Raw genomic sequence first — 13,896 nt, 5'->3', positions numbered from 1 at the left:
CCGGCGCAAGCGCAATCAGGCTGTCCGCCACTCCATTTTCTGCACCCGAATCTCGGGATGGCTTTCCAATGCTTCCCATTCGGGCAGGAAGACGAAGCCCTGTTTTCGGTAGAACGTCGATGCCGGCAGATTTTCCGGCGAGACGTCCAGCAGCAGCCGTCGGCGATGTTGGGCGATGGCGCAGGCCTTCACGGCATCGACCAGTTGCGCGGCGATGGAGGTGCCGCGCCAGTCCGGCGCGACCCACATGGCGATCAGGTTGAGGTCCGTCTCGGCCGCCGGCACATGGGCGACGATGCCGACCGCTTCTGCCCCGGGAAACGCCAGAATGTAGCGCGCCGGACCGCGTCCGGCGGCGCGATCCCGCCATTGCGCGTCCGTATATGCGGCCGCCGATGCATGGCTGACGCCGAACGCCGTCGGCGCGTCCAGCAGCGCGGCGAGACGCACCTGCTTCAGCGCCGCCCAATCCGCCTCCGTTGTCTGGCGGATGACCACTCCGCCACCTTCGTGCTCGACGCGCTCGTCCATCATCGGAATGCCTCGATCACGATTTTGGCGACTTCGCCGTGCACCTCCGGGTGCGCCTTGTCGTCCTTGCCGGGCTGGGTGACATACACCGCCAGCACGATCGGCGCCTTCCCCGGCGGCCACAGGATGGCGATGTCGTTGACCGTGCCGTAATCGCCGGCGCCGGTCTTGTCGGCCACCGGCCAGCCGGACGGCACACCGGCGCGGATGCGCGCGGCGCCGGTGGTGTTCCCCAGCATCCAGTCCTTGAGCTGCTTGCGCGCCGGCGGCGGCAACGCGTCGCCCAGCACCAGCTTGTGCAGCGACTTCGCCATCGCCAGCGGCGTGGTGGTGTCGCGCGGATCGCCGGGGATGGCGGAGTTCAGTTCCGTCTCCCAGCGCTCGAGCCGGAAATCCGTGTCGCCGATGCCGCGCGCGAAGGCGGTGACGGCGGCTGGCCCGCCCAGTTCCTTCATCAGCAGATTGGCGGCGGGATTGTCGCTGTACTGCAGCGTCGCTTCGCACAGCTCCGCCACCGTCATGCCTTCGCCCACATGCTTGCCGGTCACCGGCGCGTGCGGCACCAGATCGGCCTTGTCGTAGCGGATGCGTTTTTTCAGCAGCGCCGGATCGCGCGCCAGCACGGCGGCCGACGCCATCATCTTGAAGGTGCTGCACATCGGGAAGCGCTCGTCGGCGCGGTGCAGCAGCTGGCGGCCGTCGCCCGTGTTCAGCGCCGCCACGCCCAGCCGCCCGCCGCACTCCTGCTCCAGCCGCGCCAACAGGGCGGTCGGCGACAACGGCGTGGACGTCGGCGACTGGTCCAGGTAATCGGCCGCGCGTGCCAACGGCGCGGCGGCCAGCGCCAGCATCAGCGTGCGGCGGGTAGCGAGATGTTTCATCGACAGTAGCAACGTTAAACAAAAATAAACATATCATATCAGCGCCGGCGCTCGACGGGGGACTTCGTTGTACTCAATTGCGCGCTACGCATTCCACCGCGGTTGTAGACTGCATCATGGCCACCCAGGTACTCATCGTCGGCGCCGGCCCCACCGGCCTAGTGCTCGCCATTGCGCTGGCGAGACGCGGTGTCGCGGTCCGCATCATCGACAAGAACAGCGGTCCGGGCCAGGCCTCGCGCGCGATGGCGGTGCATGCGCGCACGCTGGAGTTCTACCATCAGTTGGGTTTCGCCGGGCCGGTGATCAATCTCGGCATCAGGATCGATGCCATTCATCTGCGCGAAAACGGCGAGGACATTGCCGAGCTGCCGCTCAGGGATATCGGCAGCGGCCTCAGTCCCTATCCCTTCGTGCTGGCCTTCCCGCAGGACGACCATGAGCGCTTTCTGGTGGCGCAGTTGCAGGCCGAGGGCGTGGCGGTCGAGTGGAACACCGAGCTGGAATCCTTCACCCAGGACGAGTGGGGCGTGCGCGCCGTGCTGGAACAGGATGGCGACCGCATCACCGCCAGCTGCACCTACCTGTGCGGCTGCGACGGCGCCCGCAGCCGCGTGCGCGAATCGCTGAAGCTCGATTTCAGCGGCGGCACCTACGACCATCTGTATTACGTGGCCGACGTCCATCCGGAAGGCCCGCCCAATCAGGACCTGGTCGCCCACCTCGGCGCAAACACGTTTGCGCTGATGCTGCCGGTGCGCTCGCGCGGCATGCAGCGGCTGATCGGCATCATGCCCGACGGCGCGCCCGAACACGCGACTTTCGAACACGTGCGTCCCGTGCTGGAACCGCTGCTGGGCATCCGGGTGGAGCAGGTCAACTGGTTCTCGACCTACCGCGTGCACCACCGCGTGGCCGCTCACTTCCGCATCGGGCGCTGCTTCCTGGCCGGCGATGCGGCCCATATCCACAGCCCGGCCGGCGGCCAGGGCATGAACACCGGCATCGGCGACGCCATCAACCTGGCCTGGAAGCTGGCCCACGTGCTGCAGGGCCGCGCCAGCCTGGCGCTGCTCGACACCTATGAGGCGGAGCGCATCGTCTTCGCGCGCAAGCTGGTGATCACCACCGACCGCGCCTTCCAGCTGATCGTCTCCCAGGGCACCGGCGGCCAACTGCTGCGCAGCTGGCTGCTGCCGCACGTGTTCCCGGTGCTGAGCGGCTTCGCGGCGGCGCGGCGCACCCTGTTCAAGACGCTGTCGCAGGTGCTGATCCACTATCCCGACAGTCCGCTCAGCGGCGGCCGCGCCGGCGACATCATCGGCGGCGACCGGCTGCCGTGGCTGCAAGTGCGCGAGGACGCGTTGGATAACTTTCAAGCGCTGCAATCCATGGACTGGCAGTTGCACGTCTACGGCAACACCGGCCCGCAGCTGGCCGCCGCCGCGCAGGCGCTGCACCTGCCGCTGCACGCCTTTCCGTGGAGCGAAGCCGCAGCCGAAGCGGGCCTGCTCGAAGACGCGGCCTACCTGGTGCGCCCCGACATGCACGTGGCGCTGGCCATGCCGCGCCAGGAAACCGACGTGCTGCACGATCTGGCCGCGCGCCTGCATCTGCGCTTCGCCGCCTGAAAAGGCATTGACACCGGTTCACGGTAGGCGCTAAGGTCAGCGTCGCGCTGATTCTTTCCCTTATCTGAAACAAGGATGCCATGAACAATACCCGCCGCGAGCTGCTGCTGGCCGCCCTCTCCGCCACTGCCGTCAACGCCATTCCCGGCCTGTCGCTTGCCGCCGCAAGCACCTCGCCGGCCGATGCCCGCTTCGCCAGACTGCTGGACGACATCGCCGAAGAAGTCCTGCGCCTGTCGCCGACCGGCGCCACCGGCCTGGGCCTGGACAAGGACAAGCGCGCCGCGCTGAAATCGCAGCTGGAAGACGTCTCGCCGGCCGGCGACGCAGCCTGGGCGAACGAAGTCAAATCGATCCAGACGCGCCTGAAAGCCATCAAGCGCACAGACCTGAGCCCGACCGCGCAGACCCGCTACGACACCATCGCCTACGCCGCCGAATCGGGCGTGCAGGGCTTGCGCTTCCCGTTCGGCGGCGCCGCCAGCGGCTTCAATGGCGGCACCGCGCCCTTCCCCGTCACGCAGCAGGACGGCGCCCTGACGCGCATTCCGGAATTCCTCGATTCGCAGCACCAGATCGGCAATGCCGCCGACGCCGAAGCCTATCTGGCGCGTCTGGGAGGCATGGCGAAAATGCTGGATCAGGAAACCGCGCGCATCGCCGAGCAGGCGAGCAAGGGCATCATGCCGCCGGACTTCATCTGCCGCACCGCGCTGGGCCAGCTGCAGAACTTTCGCAAGACGCCGGCGGCCGAACAGAAACTGGTCACCTCGATCACCGACCGCACGCACAAGCAGAACATCGCCGGCGACTGGCATGCGCGGGCCATGAAACTGGTGGAGGGCTCGGTGTATCCGGCGCTGGAGCGCCAGATCGCCACCTTCGGCAAAGCCGCCGGGAAAGCCACCAATGTCGCCGGCGTGCACCGCCTGCCGGACGGCGCGGCCTACTATCAATGGGCGCTGCGCCTGGGCACCTCGACCACCCACAGCGCGAAAGAGATCCACGCCATCGGCCTGGAACAGAACAAGCAGCTGCAATCGCGCATCGACGCCATCCTGAAAGCGCAGGGCATCACCCAGGGCACGGTGGGCGAACGCCTGCTGGCGCTGTCGAAGGACCCGCAGCGCTTCTACGCCGACAACGACCAGGGCCGCGAACAACTGATCGCCTACTGCAACGAGCGGGTGGAGGCGGTACGCAAGCTGATGCCGCAGATCTCGCACCTGGGCCTGAAGGTGCCGCTGCAGATCAAGCGCGTGCCGACCGACATCGAGGCCGGCGCGCCGCTCGGCTACATGAACTTCGCCTCGCTGGACGGTTCGCGGCCGGCGATCTACTACATCAACCTGAAGTCGACCACGCTGTGGCCGAAATCGGAAATCGCCACCCTGACCGCGCACGAAGGCATCCCCGGCCACGCCTGGCAAGGCGCCTACCTGGCCGAGCACCACGACGAGCTGCCGCTAATTTCCTCGCTGATCGGCTTCAACGCCTTTATCGAAGGCTGGGCGCTGTATGCGGAACAGCTGGTCGATGAATTCGGCCTGTACGCCAACGATCCGTTCAGCCAGATCGGCTACCTGCAGGCGCAGCAGTTCCGCGCCTGCCGCCTGGTGGTGGACACCGGCATGCATGAGATGAAGTGGACGCGCGAGCAGGCGATCCGCTTCCTGGTCGAGAACACCGGCCGCGGCCAGCAGGCCATGACCAGCGAGATCGACCGCTACACGGTGTCGCCGGGGCAGGCCTGCGGCTACAAGATGGGTCACAACGAAATCCTGCGCCAGCGCGAACGCGCCAAGGCCGCGCTGGGCGCGAAGTTCGACCTGGCCGCTTACAACGACGCGCTGGTGCAGAGCTGCGGCGTACCGCTGACGGTGCTGCCGACCGTGATCGACCGCTATATCGCAAAACAACAGCGCGCATAAAGAAGTTTGAGCGGCCATGGTTTTCTTGTAAACTTTATCGTCCATCATGAAAACCATCGCCATCATCGGCGGCGGCGTTACCGGTGTAACGACCGCCTACGCGCTTGCCAAGCGCGGCTTCAATGTCACCCTGCTCGAGCGGCATCGCTACGCGGGGATGGAAACCTCGTACGCCAACGGTGGTCAGCTGTCGGCCTCCCATGCGGAAGTCTGGAACCACCGCGCCACCGTGTTCAAGGCGCTGCAATGGCTGACGCGGCGCGATGCGCCGCTGCTGGTGCATGCGCATCCGACCTGGCACAAGCTGTCCTGGTTCGCCGAGTTCATCTCGGCCATGCAGTACTACCACGACCACACCATCGCGCTGGCGCGCATGGCGGTGACGGCGCGCGAACACCTGTTCCGCTGGGCCGCCGATGAGCGGATCGAATTCGACCTGAAGCGCGCCGGCATCCTGCACATCCATCGCGACAAGGCCGAATTCGAGCACGCGGTCGCCGTCAGCAAGCTGCTCGAGCGCGGCGGCGTGCCGCGCCGCGCGGTCACGCCGGCCGAGATGCGCGCGATCGAACCAGCGCTGCGCGGCGAGTTCTACGCTGGCCATTACACCGACAGCGACAGCAGCGGCGACATCCACAAGTTCACCACCGGCCTGGCGCAGGCGGCGCAGCGGCTGGGCGCGGAACTGCGCTTCAACCAGCAGGTGGTCAGGCTGGAGCCGGCCATGGACGGCGTCGACGTCACCGTGCTGCAGGGCGACGGCGCCGACACCACGCGCTACGACGCGGTGGTGATCTGCGCCGGCGCCGCCAGCCGCGAACTGGCGATGCAGGTGGGCGACCACGTCAACGTCTACCCGGTCAAGGGCTATTCGATCACCGTGCAGCTCGACGATGCGGCCAGCCGCGCCGCCGCGCCGCAGGTCAGCGTGGTGGACGACGCCGTCAAGCTGGTCAGCAGCCGGCTGGGCGAGCAGCGCCTGCGCGTGGCCGGCACCGCCGAGTTCCACGGCTTCAACCGCGACATCCGCGCCGACCGCATCGCTCCGCTGATCAATTGGGTGCAGCGCCACTTCCCCGACGTCAGCACGCGCAGCGTGACGCCCTGGGCCGGGCTGCGGCCCATGATGCCGGACCTGATGCCGCGCGTCGGCCCCGGCAAGGCGCCGGGCGTTTTCTACAACACCGGCCACGGCCACCTGGGCTGGACGCTGGCGGCGGCCACGGCGGACATGGTGGCCGCCAATATCGCCTCTTCCTTCGGTTCAGTGCTGCAACGCACGACCAGCCCCTTGAAATTGGCGTAAACTGCCATTATCTAAGCGCTGTCTCAACCAGGAGGTAACCCATGACGGCTAAATCTATCGCACGTATCACCATGCTGGCCGGCGCTCTGGCGCTGGCGGCCCCTGTATTTGCCGCCGAACCCACCATCCACGACGTCTATGTGGCTGCGGAAGCGGGCAAATACGCCGAGGCTCAGGCCATGATGGACGAGGTGCTGAAAGCGCACCCCAACAGCGCCACCGCTTACTTCGTCGAAGCCGAGCTGCAGGCCAAGCAGGGTCAGTTCGATTCCGCCCGCGCATCGCTGGCCAAGGCCGAGCAACTGTCGCCCGGTCTGCCCAAGGTCAAGCCGGAAGCGGTGACCAAGCTGCGCGCGCTGCTTAACCAGGGCAGCAAGGCCAGCTATGCCCAGCAACCTGCGCGCAGTAACGGCAGCGGCTACGGCAGCGGCGGTTATGCCAGGGCGCCTGAAAGCAGCGGGTTTTCCTGGGGCGGCATCCTGATCATCGGCCTCGGTCTTGCCGGCTTCATCTGGCTGGCCACCCGTTTCATGCAGCGCCGCCAGCAACAGCAGGCGCCTGACGCTTACAACCCGTCCGGCTACAACCCGGGCGGGCAGCAGCCGGGCTACGCGCCGGGCGCTTATCCGCAGCAGGGCTACGGTCCGGGCTATGGCCAGCCGGGCTATCCGCAACCGCAGCAGCCTGGCATGGGTTCGCGCATCATGGGCGGCCTGGCGACCGGCGCCGCGGTGGGCGCCGGTATTGTCGCCGGCGAGGCGATCGCGCGCAGCTTCACCGGAGACCACGGCAGCTCGGCCGGCCATGACCAGCAGCGCAACGACATCGTCTACGACGACCCGTCCTCGCGCGACGAACTGCTGCGCCGCGACGACATGGGCGGCAACGACTTCGGCGTCAGCGGCGGCGGCTGGGTTGATGGCGGCGGAGGCGGCGGCGACAGCGGTGGCGGCGGCGACTGGGACTAATCCTTCACCGCCGGTCTGATCCTCACGGGGCGCGGCGTCCGCCCGCCCCGGCGGCCTCCATCGCCAGATCCCAATACGCGGGGTCGCCGAAATACTCCCTCAAATGCCGTATCAGCAGCTGTGCCCTGGTCTGGTTCGACCGGCCCGGCATGTAGACCGCATGGATCGCCGCATCGTCCGGTCCGCGCCGTGGCGCGATCGCGCCGCGCTCCAGCGGCGGCATCGGAAACACCGACACCAACTGTCCCGCCACGATGGCGTCGCTGACCAGCCAGTTGGCCAGGTGGACAATGCCGGCGCCGCTGATGGCCGCGTGCAGCAGCGTGTCGGTGTCGTCGCAGCGCAGGTTACCCTTCACCGGCAAGGGCTGGTTGCCGTTCACCCCCTCGAAGCGCCACCAGCCGCGCGGCGCGCCGCGGCCGCTGACGCTCAGGCACTGGTGCTTGAGCAAATCTTCCGGTCGGCGCGGCCAGCCATGCTTTTCCAGATAGGCCGGACTGGCGCTGACCACCCGGTGCATGCCGGCCAGCCGCGTCGCCACCAGATCGCTGGATGACAGCACGCCGGCGCGCACCGCCACATCCACGCGGCGCGCCGACAGATCCACCACGTCGTCGCTGACGTGCAGATCGACTTCGATCAGCGGATGGCGTTGCAGGAACGCCGCCACCGCCGGCGCCACGTGCAGGCGGCCAAAGGCCGCCGGCGCCGTCACCGTCAACAGGCCGCGCGGCTCGCTGTCCGCTTCCCGCAGCTCGCTTTTACCTTCCGCCAATTCGGCCAGGATGCTGCGCGCGCGCGGCAGAAAGCGCTCGCCGGCGTCGGTCAGTAACAGTTGCCGCGAACCGCGCAGCAGCAGCCGGGCGCCCAGGTCGGCCTCCAGCGCGTCCAGCTTGCGCGATACCGACGACACCGCGACCTCCAGCTGCCGCGCCGCCCTCGACAGGCTGTTCGCTTCCACTACAGCAACGAAGCATTCCAAAGCGTCAATCATCATCTTCCCCATGCCGGCCAGTTTTGCGCAAACGGCAAAGATCATTTGCCTTTATGCATATTGTGCCATTTTTTGCAAAGCCGCATACTTCGTCCTACCGTTGAATTATTAAGGACAACAATAATGAAGTTCACATCTTTGGCGGCCGCACTGGCCCTTGCCCTCAGCACCTGCGCCATGGCCGCCGCGCCGCTGGCCCACACCAATGCCCCCGGCTTCCATCGCATCATGCTGGGCGACATCGAAGTAACCGCGCTCAGCGACGGCACCGTCGACCTGCCGATGGACAAGCTGCTGCACCAGCCGGCCGATGTCACCATCAAGGCCCTGGCGCGCAACTACCAGAGCGCGCCGACCGAGACCTCGGTCAACGCTTTCCTGCTCAACACTGGCGGCAAGCTGATCCTGATCGACACCGGCGCCGGCAGCCTGTTCGGCCCGACCCTGGGCAAGCTGCTGGCCAACCTGAAAGCTTCCGGCTATCAGCCCGAGCAGATCGATGAAATTTACATCACCCACTTGCACCCCGACCACGTCGGCGGCTTGAGCGCCAACAGCCAGAGCGTGTTCCCCAACGCTGTGGTGCGCGCCGACCAGCGCGATACCGACTTCTGGCTAAGCCAGGCCAACCTGGACAAGGCGCCGGCCGACAGCAAGGGCTTCTTCCAGGGCGCCATGGCGTCGCTGGCACCCTACGGCGGCGGCCAGCACCTGAAACCGTTCAGCGGCGACACCGAACTGGCGCCCGGCATCCGTGCCACCAGCGCCTATGGCCACACGCCCGGCCATACCGTCTATACTGTTGAAAGCAAGGGACAAAAACTGGTGCTGATCGGCGACCTGATCCACGTTGCCGCGGTCCAGTTCAGCCATCCGGAAGTGACCATCGGCTTCGACAGCGACAGCAAGACGGCGCAGGCCGCGCGTGCCAAGGTGTTCCAGGCCGTGGCCAAAGATGGCGCGCTGATCGGCGCCAGCCATCTGTCGTTCCCGGGCCTGGGCCACGTGCGCGCCGTCGGCAAGAGCTACGAGTGGGTGCCGGTCAGCTATACGCAGTTGCGCTGAGCCGGTCAGCCTGATGTCAGCATTCTTCGCAAGAATAGTGGTATTCCACGCTTTAGAGAGTCTTCTAACATGGATATGAGCAGCACTCCGCGCCCCATCACCGTGCTCGTTGTCGACGACCACCCGCTGCTGCGCGCCGGCCTGGGCGAGGCCATCTCCAGTCAGACCGACATGCGCCTGGTCGGCGAAGCCTGCAACGGCATCGAAGCGATACAACGCTACAAGGAGCTGCGGCCGGACGTCACCATCATGGACATTGCCATGCCCGAGATGGACGGCGTCACGGCGCTGCTCGAAATCCGCCGCGAATGCAACAACGCGCGCGTGGTCATGCTCACCACCTACAAGGGCGATGCGCAGATCCTGCGCGCGGTGCAGGGCGGCGCGGTCGGCTTCATGTTGAAAAGCACGCTGCGCAAGGAACTGCTGGACACCGTGCGCGGTGTGCACACCGGCCAGCGCCGCATCCCGCCGGAGATCGCGATGGAACTGGCCCAGCACATGGGTCAGGGGCCGTTAAGCAGCCGCGAGATGGAAGTACTGAATTATGCGGCCAGCGGACACTCCAACCGCCGCATCGCGGAGCGCCTGACGATTTCCGAGGAAACCGTCAAGGCGCATATGAAGAACGTGCTGGCCAAGCTGGCCGCGAACGATCGTACCCACGCGGTGACGATCGCCCTCAGGCGCGGCATCATCACCATCTGATCGCGCGCCGATCTAGTCGCGCGCCGTGGCGGCCAGCCAGGCCAGGATCGCGGCCGGCAGCAGCAGGCCGTGGAAACCGACATTGACGAAGGCCACGGCGCCGCCCATGCAGCCGACGCCGAACGCCACCACCGGCCAGGCCAGCTTGCGGCAGCGGCCCAGCGCCTCCCGGTCGCCGCGCATGGCATCGACCGCCTCGATCACCAGCGTGGTGACGTTGCCGGTCATGACCGTGGTGGCCGCGGTTTTCCCCAGCAGCAGCTTGCCGTAGCAGTTCTGCACCGCCATGGCGCCGGCGCACAGCATGCCGGTCAACAGCGTCAGCGGCGCGGACGCCTCCACCACCGGCGCCGCCTGCCAGGCGCAGGCCACCGTCGCCAGCAGCAGCGCCAGCTGGAACAGGAAACTGTTGCGCAGGGTCCTGGCGCCGCCGCGGTCCCAGTGCAGGATCGCCAGCCGCGCCAGCGCGACGAACAGGATAAACACCGGGAACACCAGCAGCTTGATGGCCACCGCCTGCGTCGGTTCGATCAGCGCGCGGCCGATCAGCACGAAGTTGCCGGTCACGTGGGCCGTGAACAGGCCGAACAGCCCGACAAAACCCAGCGTGTCCACATACCCAGCCAGAAAACCCAGGGCCACGCCCTGCTTCAAATCACCGCGTTCCATCCTCGCCTTTCTGTAAATCGAGCCAGGCCACCAGCAGGAAGGCGCCGGTCAGGCCCAGGTGCTCATAAAAACTGTTGGCGGTCATGAAGCGCTCATGACCCGCCGCCATGTCCCAGTAGCGGTTGGCGACGAAGGTGGCCATCAGCGTGAACACGCCGAGGAAACCCGCGCCCAGCCAGCGGTACCAGCCGCTGACCACGGCCACCGAGGCGCCCAGCTCCAGCGCGATCACCAGCGCCGCCAGCGGCCCCGCCGGCGCCAGGCCGAAATGCTGCATCTCGGCGATGGCCGAACCGAAGTCGGTCAGCTTGTTGAAGCCGCCCTGCAGGTAGGCGGCGCACAACAGCAGCAGGCACAGACGGTGCATCCACGGCGTATGGCGCGCCGCCGTCGTGGCGATGGCAGGCGCCCGCATCACACCGCCCAGCAGGCGCAACCCAGCGCGCCCCAGAAGCTTTTCAGATCGGAGATCGGCAGCTTGCTGCCCCACGCATTGGCGTGCTGGTGGCCGTGCACATTGCAGTTGCTGGCGCAGCCGCAGGACGCCGCCTGTTGCTGGCGCAGCTTGTTCTGCTCCAGGCGCCGGCGTTCCAGCTCCTTCATGGCGGCGCGGCTGGTGCCGACGTTTTCGCCCCAGGCGGCATAACCGCCGTAACGGCGCACCGGCGACCAGTCGGGCATGGCCGGCGGCGGCGGCGTGTCGTGGCTGGCGAACGGGCCGGCGGCGTACACCACCTTGCCGCCGACCACGGTCAGCTGCGAGCTCAGATCCCAGATTTCGCTTTCGGCGCAGGCGAAGAAGTCCTTGTCCGGCACGATCAGGTCGGCCAGCTGGCCCTGCTGGATGCGGCCCTTCTTGCCTTCCTCGTTGGAGAACCAGGTGGTGTTCTCGGTCCACATGCGCAGCGCGCCCTCGCGGTCCAGGCAGTTGGCGCGCGGGTACAGCTGGGCGCCGCTGACGGTTTTACCGGTGATCAGCCAGGCCAGCGAGACCCACGGGTTGTACGAGGCGACGCGGGTGGCGTCGGTGCCGGCCGAGGTTTTCACCCCCGCTTCGATGATTTTCTTCACCGGCGGTGTGGCTTCGGCGGCGCCGTGGCCATAGCGTTCGATGAAGTATTCGCCCTGGTAGGCCATGCGGTGCTGCACGGCGACGCCGCCGCCCAGCGCGGCGATGCGGTCGATCGAACGGTCCGAAATCGTCTCGGCGTGGTCGAAGAACCAGTTCAGGCCTTCCAGCGGGATGTCCTGGTTGACGCGCTCGAACACGTCCAGCGCGCGGCTGATGGTCTCGTCGTAGGTGGCGTGCATGCGCCACGGCCAGCGGTTCTGCGCCAGCACGCGCACCACGCCTTCCAGGTCGTCCTCCATGTTGGCCGGCATGTCGGGACGCGGCTGGCGGAAGTCCTCGAAGTCGGCGGCCGAGAAGGTCAGCATCTCGCCCGCGCCGTTGTGGCGGAAGTAATCGTCGCCCTGCTGGTACTTGACGCTCTGCGTCCAGTTGAGGAAGTCTTCCTTCTCCTGCTTGGGCTTCTGGGTGAACAGGTTATAGGCCATGCGGATGGTCAGCTGCTTGGCGTCGGCCAGCTGCTGCACCACTTCATAGTCGTCCGGGTAGTTCTGGAAGCCGCCGCCGGCGTCGATCACGCCGGTCACGCCCAGGCGGTTCAGTTCACGCATGAAGTGGCGGGTCGAGTTGACCTGGTATTCGAGCGGCAGCTTCGGGCCCTTGGCCAGGGTGGCGTACAGGATGGCCGCATTCGGCTTGGCCAGCAGCAGGCCGGTCGGATTGCCGGCGCCGTCGCGCAGGATTTCGCCGCCCGGCGGTTCCGGCGTGTCCTTGGTGTAGCCGACGGCGCGCAGCGCGGCGCCGTTCAGCAGCGCGCGGTCGTACAGGTGCAGGATGAACACCGGCGTGTCCGGCGCCACCGCGTTCAGTTCCTCGATGGTCGGCAGGCGCTTTTCCGCGAACTGGTGCTCGGTGAAGCCGCCCACCACGCGCACCCACTGCGGCGCCGGGGTGATCGCCACCTGCGCCTTCAGCATCGCCATGGCGTCGGCCAGGCTGCGCACGCCGTCCCAGCGCAGTTCGAGGTTGAAATTCAGGCCGCCGCGGATGATGTGGCAGTGGTTGTCGATCAGGCCGGGCAGCACGCGCTTGCCCTGCAGGTCGATGATTTGGGTTTCCGGGCCGGCCAGCGGCATGATCTCGTCGGCGCGGCCGACGCGCAGGAAACGGCCATCCTTGATGGCCACCGCTTCGGCGTGCGGATTGCTGCGGTCCAGGGTGGTGAACAGGCCGCGGTGCAGGATCAGGTCAGGGGTCGGGGTCATAGAGGTCATCAGGTGCTCCTGGTTTCATCGGTCTTCTGCGCGCCGGGCAGTTGGCCGAAACAATGGGGTTTGACGTGGTCTTCGAGCCACGACACTTTGGCTTCGGTCTGCGACGGCTGCCACAGCTGGCGCAGCAGCGGCGGCAGTTGTTCGCCCAGCAGGATACCGAGCAGGCCGACCAGCGCGATCACCGGCGGCGCCGGCGAGCGCACATTGAGAAAGCCGTATATGAGGCCGACCAGCAGGCCGACAGCCAGGGATACGATATACATTTTCATGATGGGACAATGCTCCGGTTGTAGTCGTGCGCATAGTGTAGGGAGACGCGTGTGGTTTGCCATCACTGGTATTGATCGTTTTGCGCCCTCTCTTTTGGCGGAGGCGCCGACTTCGGTTTCAATAGGTGCTAAAATGAGCTTGCTCCCTCCACCGCCAAGACCATGACGACTGCACGCGCTCCACTGCTCCTGCACGCCGCGGCCGCCGCATTGTGCGGCATGCTGTGGTGCGCCCCGGCGCCGCGGGCTGCGGCCCAGCAGCCGCCGGCGCGCCTGCTGGAACAATACACCCATACCGCCTGGGGTGCGCTGGACGGCGCGCCGGTCGATGTGCTGAGCATCGCCCAGACCCGCGACGGCTGGCTGTGGCTTGCCGCCGGCACCGGTTTGTATCGCTTCGACGGCCGCCGCTATGAGCGCGTCGACAGCATCGAGGGGCAGCCGCTGCTGTCCTCCAATGTCCGCACCCTGTACGCGCCGCCCGAAGGCGGGCTGTGGGTCGGCTACCGCATGGGCGGCGGCGTCAGCTACTTCGGCAACGGCCGCGCGCGCGCCCAGCTGGAGAAGGAAGAGGTGAATATCCTGCGCGGCATCGCCCGC

The 13,896-nt window shown here is 67.0% G+C and carries 13 protein-coding genes and 1 pseudogene; 7 read left to right on the top strand and 7 right to left on the bottom strand.

What is annotated here, in order from left to right:
- Positions 1 to 15 precede the first annotated feature (15 nt).
- Positions 16 to 534, bottom strand: a complete 519-nt coding sequence (locus E4L98_RS11710; protein ID WP_229257361.1) for a GNAT family N-acetyltransferase — start codon at positions 532 to 534, stop codon at positions 16 to 18.
- Positions 531 to 1,412: a class A beta-lactamase gene (bla, locus tag E4L98_RS11705; RefSeq protein ID WP_135201736.1), complete on the bottom strand. Its 882-nt coding sequence runs from the start codon at positions 1,410 to 1,412 to the stop codon at positions 531 to 533. Before bla ends, E4L98_RS11710 begins: the two co-directional genes overlap by 4 nt.
- A 116-nt stretch (positions 1,413 to 1,528) precedes the next feature.
- Between bla and E4L98_RS11700 the strand changes: the two genes are divergently transcribed.
- The 4 genes from E4L98_RS11700 to E4L98_RS11685 all read left to right on the top strand — a co-directional run bounded on the left by E4L98_RS11700 (position 1,529) and on the right by E4L98_RS11685 (position 7,248).
- Complete coding sequence (locus E4L98_RS11700) at positions 1,529 to 3,043, top strand: FAD-dependent oxidoreductase (RefSeq protein ID WP_135201735.1); 1,515 nt, start codon at positions 1,529 to 1,531, stop codon at positions 3,041 to 3,043.
- Between the two features lie 80 nt (positions 3,044 to 3,123).
- Entirely contained in the window at positions 3,124 to 4,974 is a 1,851-nt protein-coding gene (locus tag E4L98_RS11695; protein ID WP_135201734.1) for a DUF885 domain-containing protein, read from the top strand.
- 46 nt (positions 4,975 to 5,020) lie between these two features.
- Positions 5,021 to 6,280, top strand: coding sequence for a D-amino acid dehydrogenase (locus E4L98_RS11690; RefSeq protein ID WP_135201733.1), 1,260 nt, complete (start codon positions 5,021 to 5,023; stop codon positions 6,278 to 6,280).
- Positions 6,281 to 6,321: 41 nt separating this feature from the next.
- Positions 6,322 to 7,248: a tetratricopeptide repeat protein gene (locus tag E4L98_RS11685; protein WP_135201732.1), complete on the top strand. Its 927-nt coding sequence runs from the start codon at positions 6,322 to 6,324 to the stop codon at positions 7,246 to 7,248.
- 22 nt (positions 7,249 to 7,270) lie between these two features.
- Here E4L98_RS11685 and E4L98_RS11680 read toward each other — a convergent pair whose 3' ends face one another.
- Entirely contained in the window at positions 7,271 to 8,242 is a 972-nt protein-coding gene (locus E4L98_RS11680) for a LysR family transcriptional regulator (protein WP_135201731.1), read from the bottom strand.
- A 123-nt stretch (positions 8,243 to 8,365) separates the two neighbouring features.
- On the opposite strand from E4L98_RS11680, the gene E4L98_RS11675 reads away from it, so the two are divergent.
- Complete coding sequence (locus E4L98_RS11675) at positions 8,366 to 9,307, top strand: MBL fold metallo-hydrolase (RefSeq protein ID WP_135201730.1); 942 nt, start codon at positions 8,366 to 8,368, stop codon at positions 9,305 to 9,307.
- 75 nt (positions 9,308 to 9,382) lie between these two features.
- Positions 9,383 to 10,015 carry a response regulator gene (locus tag E4L98_RS11670; protein ID WP_307722109.1) on the top strand — a complete coding sequence of 211 codons (633 nt, stop codon included), beginning with the start codon at positions 9,383 to 9,385 and terminating at the stop codon, positions 10,013 to 10,015.
- 12 nt (positions 10,016 to 10,027) lie between these two features.
- Here E4L98_RS11670 and E4L98_RS11665 read toward each other — a convergent pair whose 3' ends face one another.
- The 4 genes from E4L98_RS11665 to E4L98_RS11650 are packed head-to-tail and all read right to left on the bottom strand — an operon-like array spanning position 10,028 to position 13,296.
- Positions 10,028 to 10,684, bottom strand: a complete 657-nt coding sequence (locus E4L98_RS11665; RefSeq protein ID WP_135201728.1) for a YoaK family protein — start codon at positions 10,682 to 10,684, stop codon at positions 10,028 to 10,030.
- Entirely contained in the window at positions 10,671 to 11,099 is a 429-nt protein-coding gene (locus E4L98_RS11660; protein WP_205746707.1) for a DoxX family protein, read from the bottom strand. Before E4L98_RS11660 ends, E4L98_RS11665 begins: the two co-directional genes overlap by 14 nt.
- Positions 11,099 to 13,027, bottom strand: a complete 1,929-nt coding sequence (locus tag E4L98_RS11655; protein WP_205746706.1) for an amidohydrolase — start codon at positions 13,025 to 13,027, stop codon at positions 11,099 to 11,101. The genes E4L98_RS11660 and E4L98_RS11655 overlap by 1 nt, the downstream gene beginning before the upstream one ends.
- Entirely contained in the window at positions 13,027 to 13,296 is a 270-nt protein-coding gene (locus E4L98_RS11650) for a DUF1427 family protein (protein WP_135201727.1), read from the bottom strand. Before E4L98_RS11650 ends, E4L98_RS11655 begins: the two co-directional genes overlap by 1 nt.
- A 162-nt stretch (positions 13,297 to 13,458) precedes the next feature.
- Between E4L98_RS11650 and E4L98_RS11645 the strand changes: the two are divergent.
- Positions 13,459 to 13,896 (top strand): annotated as a pseudogene (locus tag E4L98_RS11645) (hypothetical protein); the annotation flags it as partial.

The organism is Duganella callida, from assembly GCF_004614165.1.
Classification (GTDB): Bacteria; Pseudomonadota; Gammaproteobacteria; order Burkholderiales; family Burkholderiaceae_D; genus Rugamonas; species Rugamonas callida.
The sequence above is the reverse complement of the archived record's forward strand: the minus strand, read 5'-3'. Positions and strand labels throughout refer to the sequence as shown.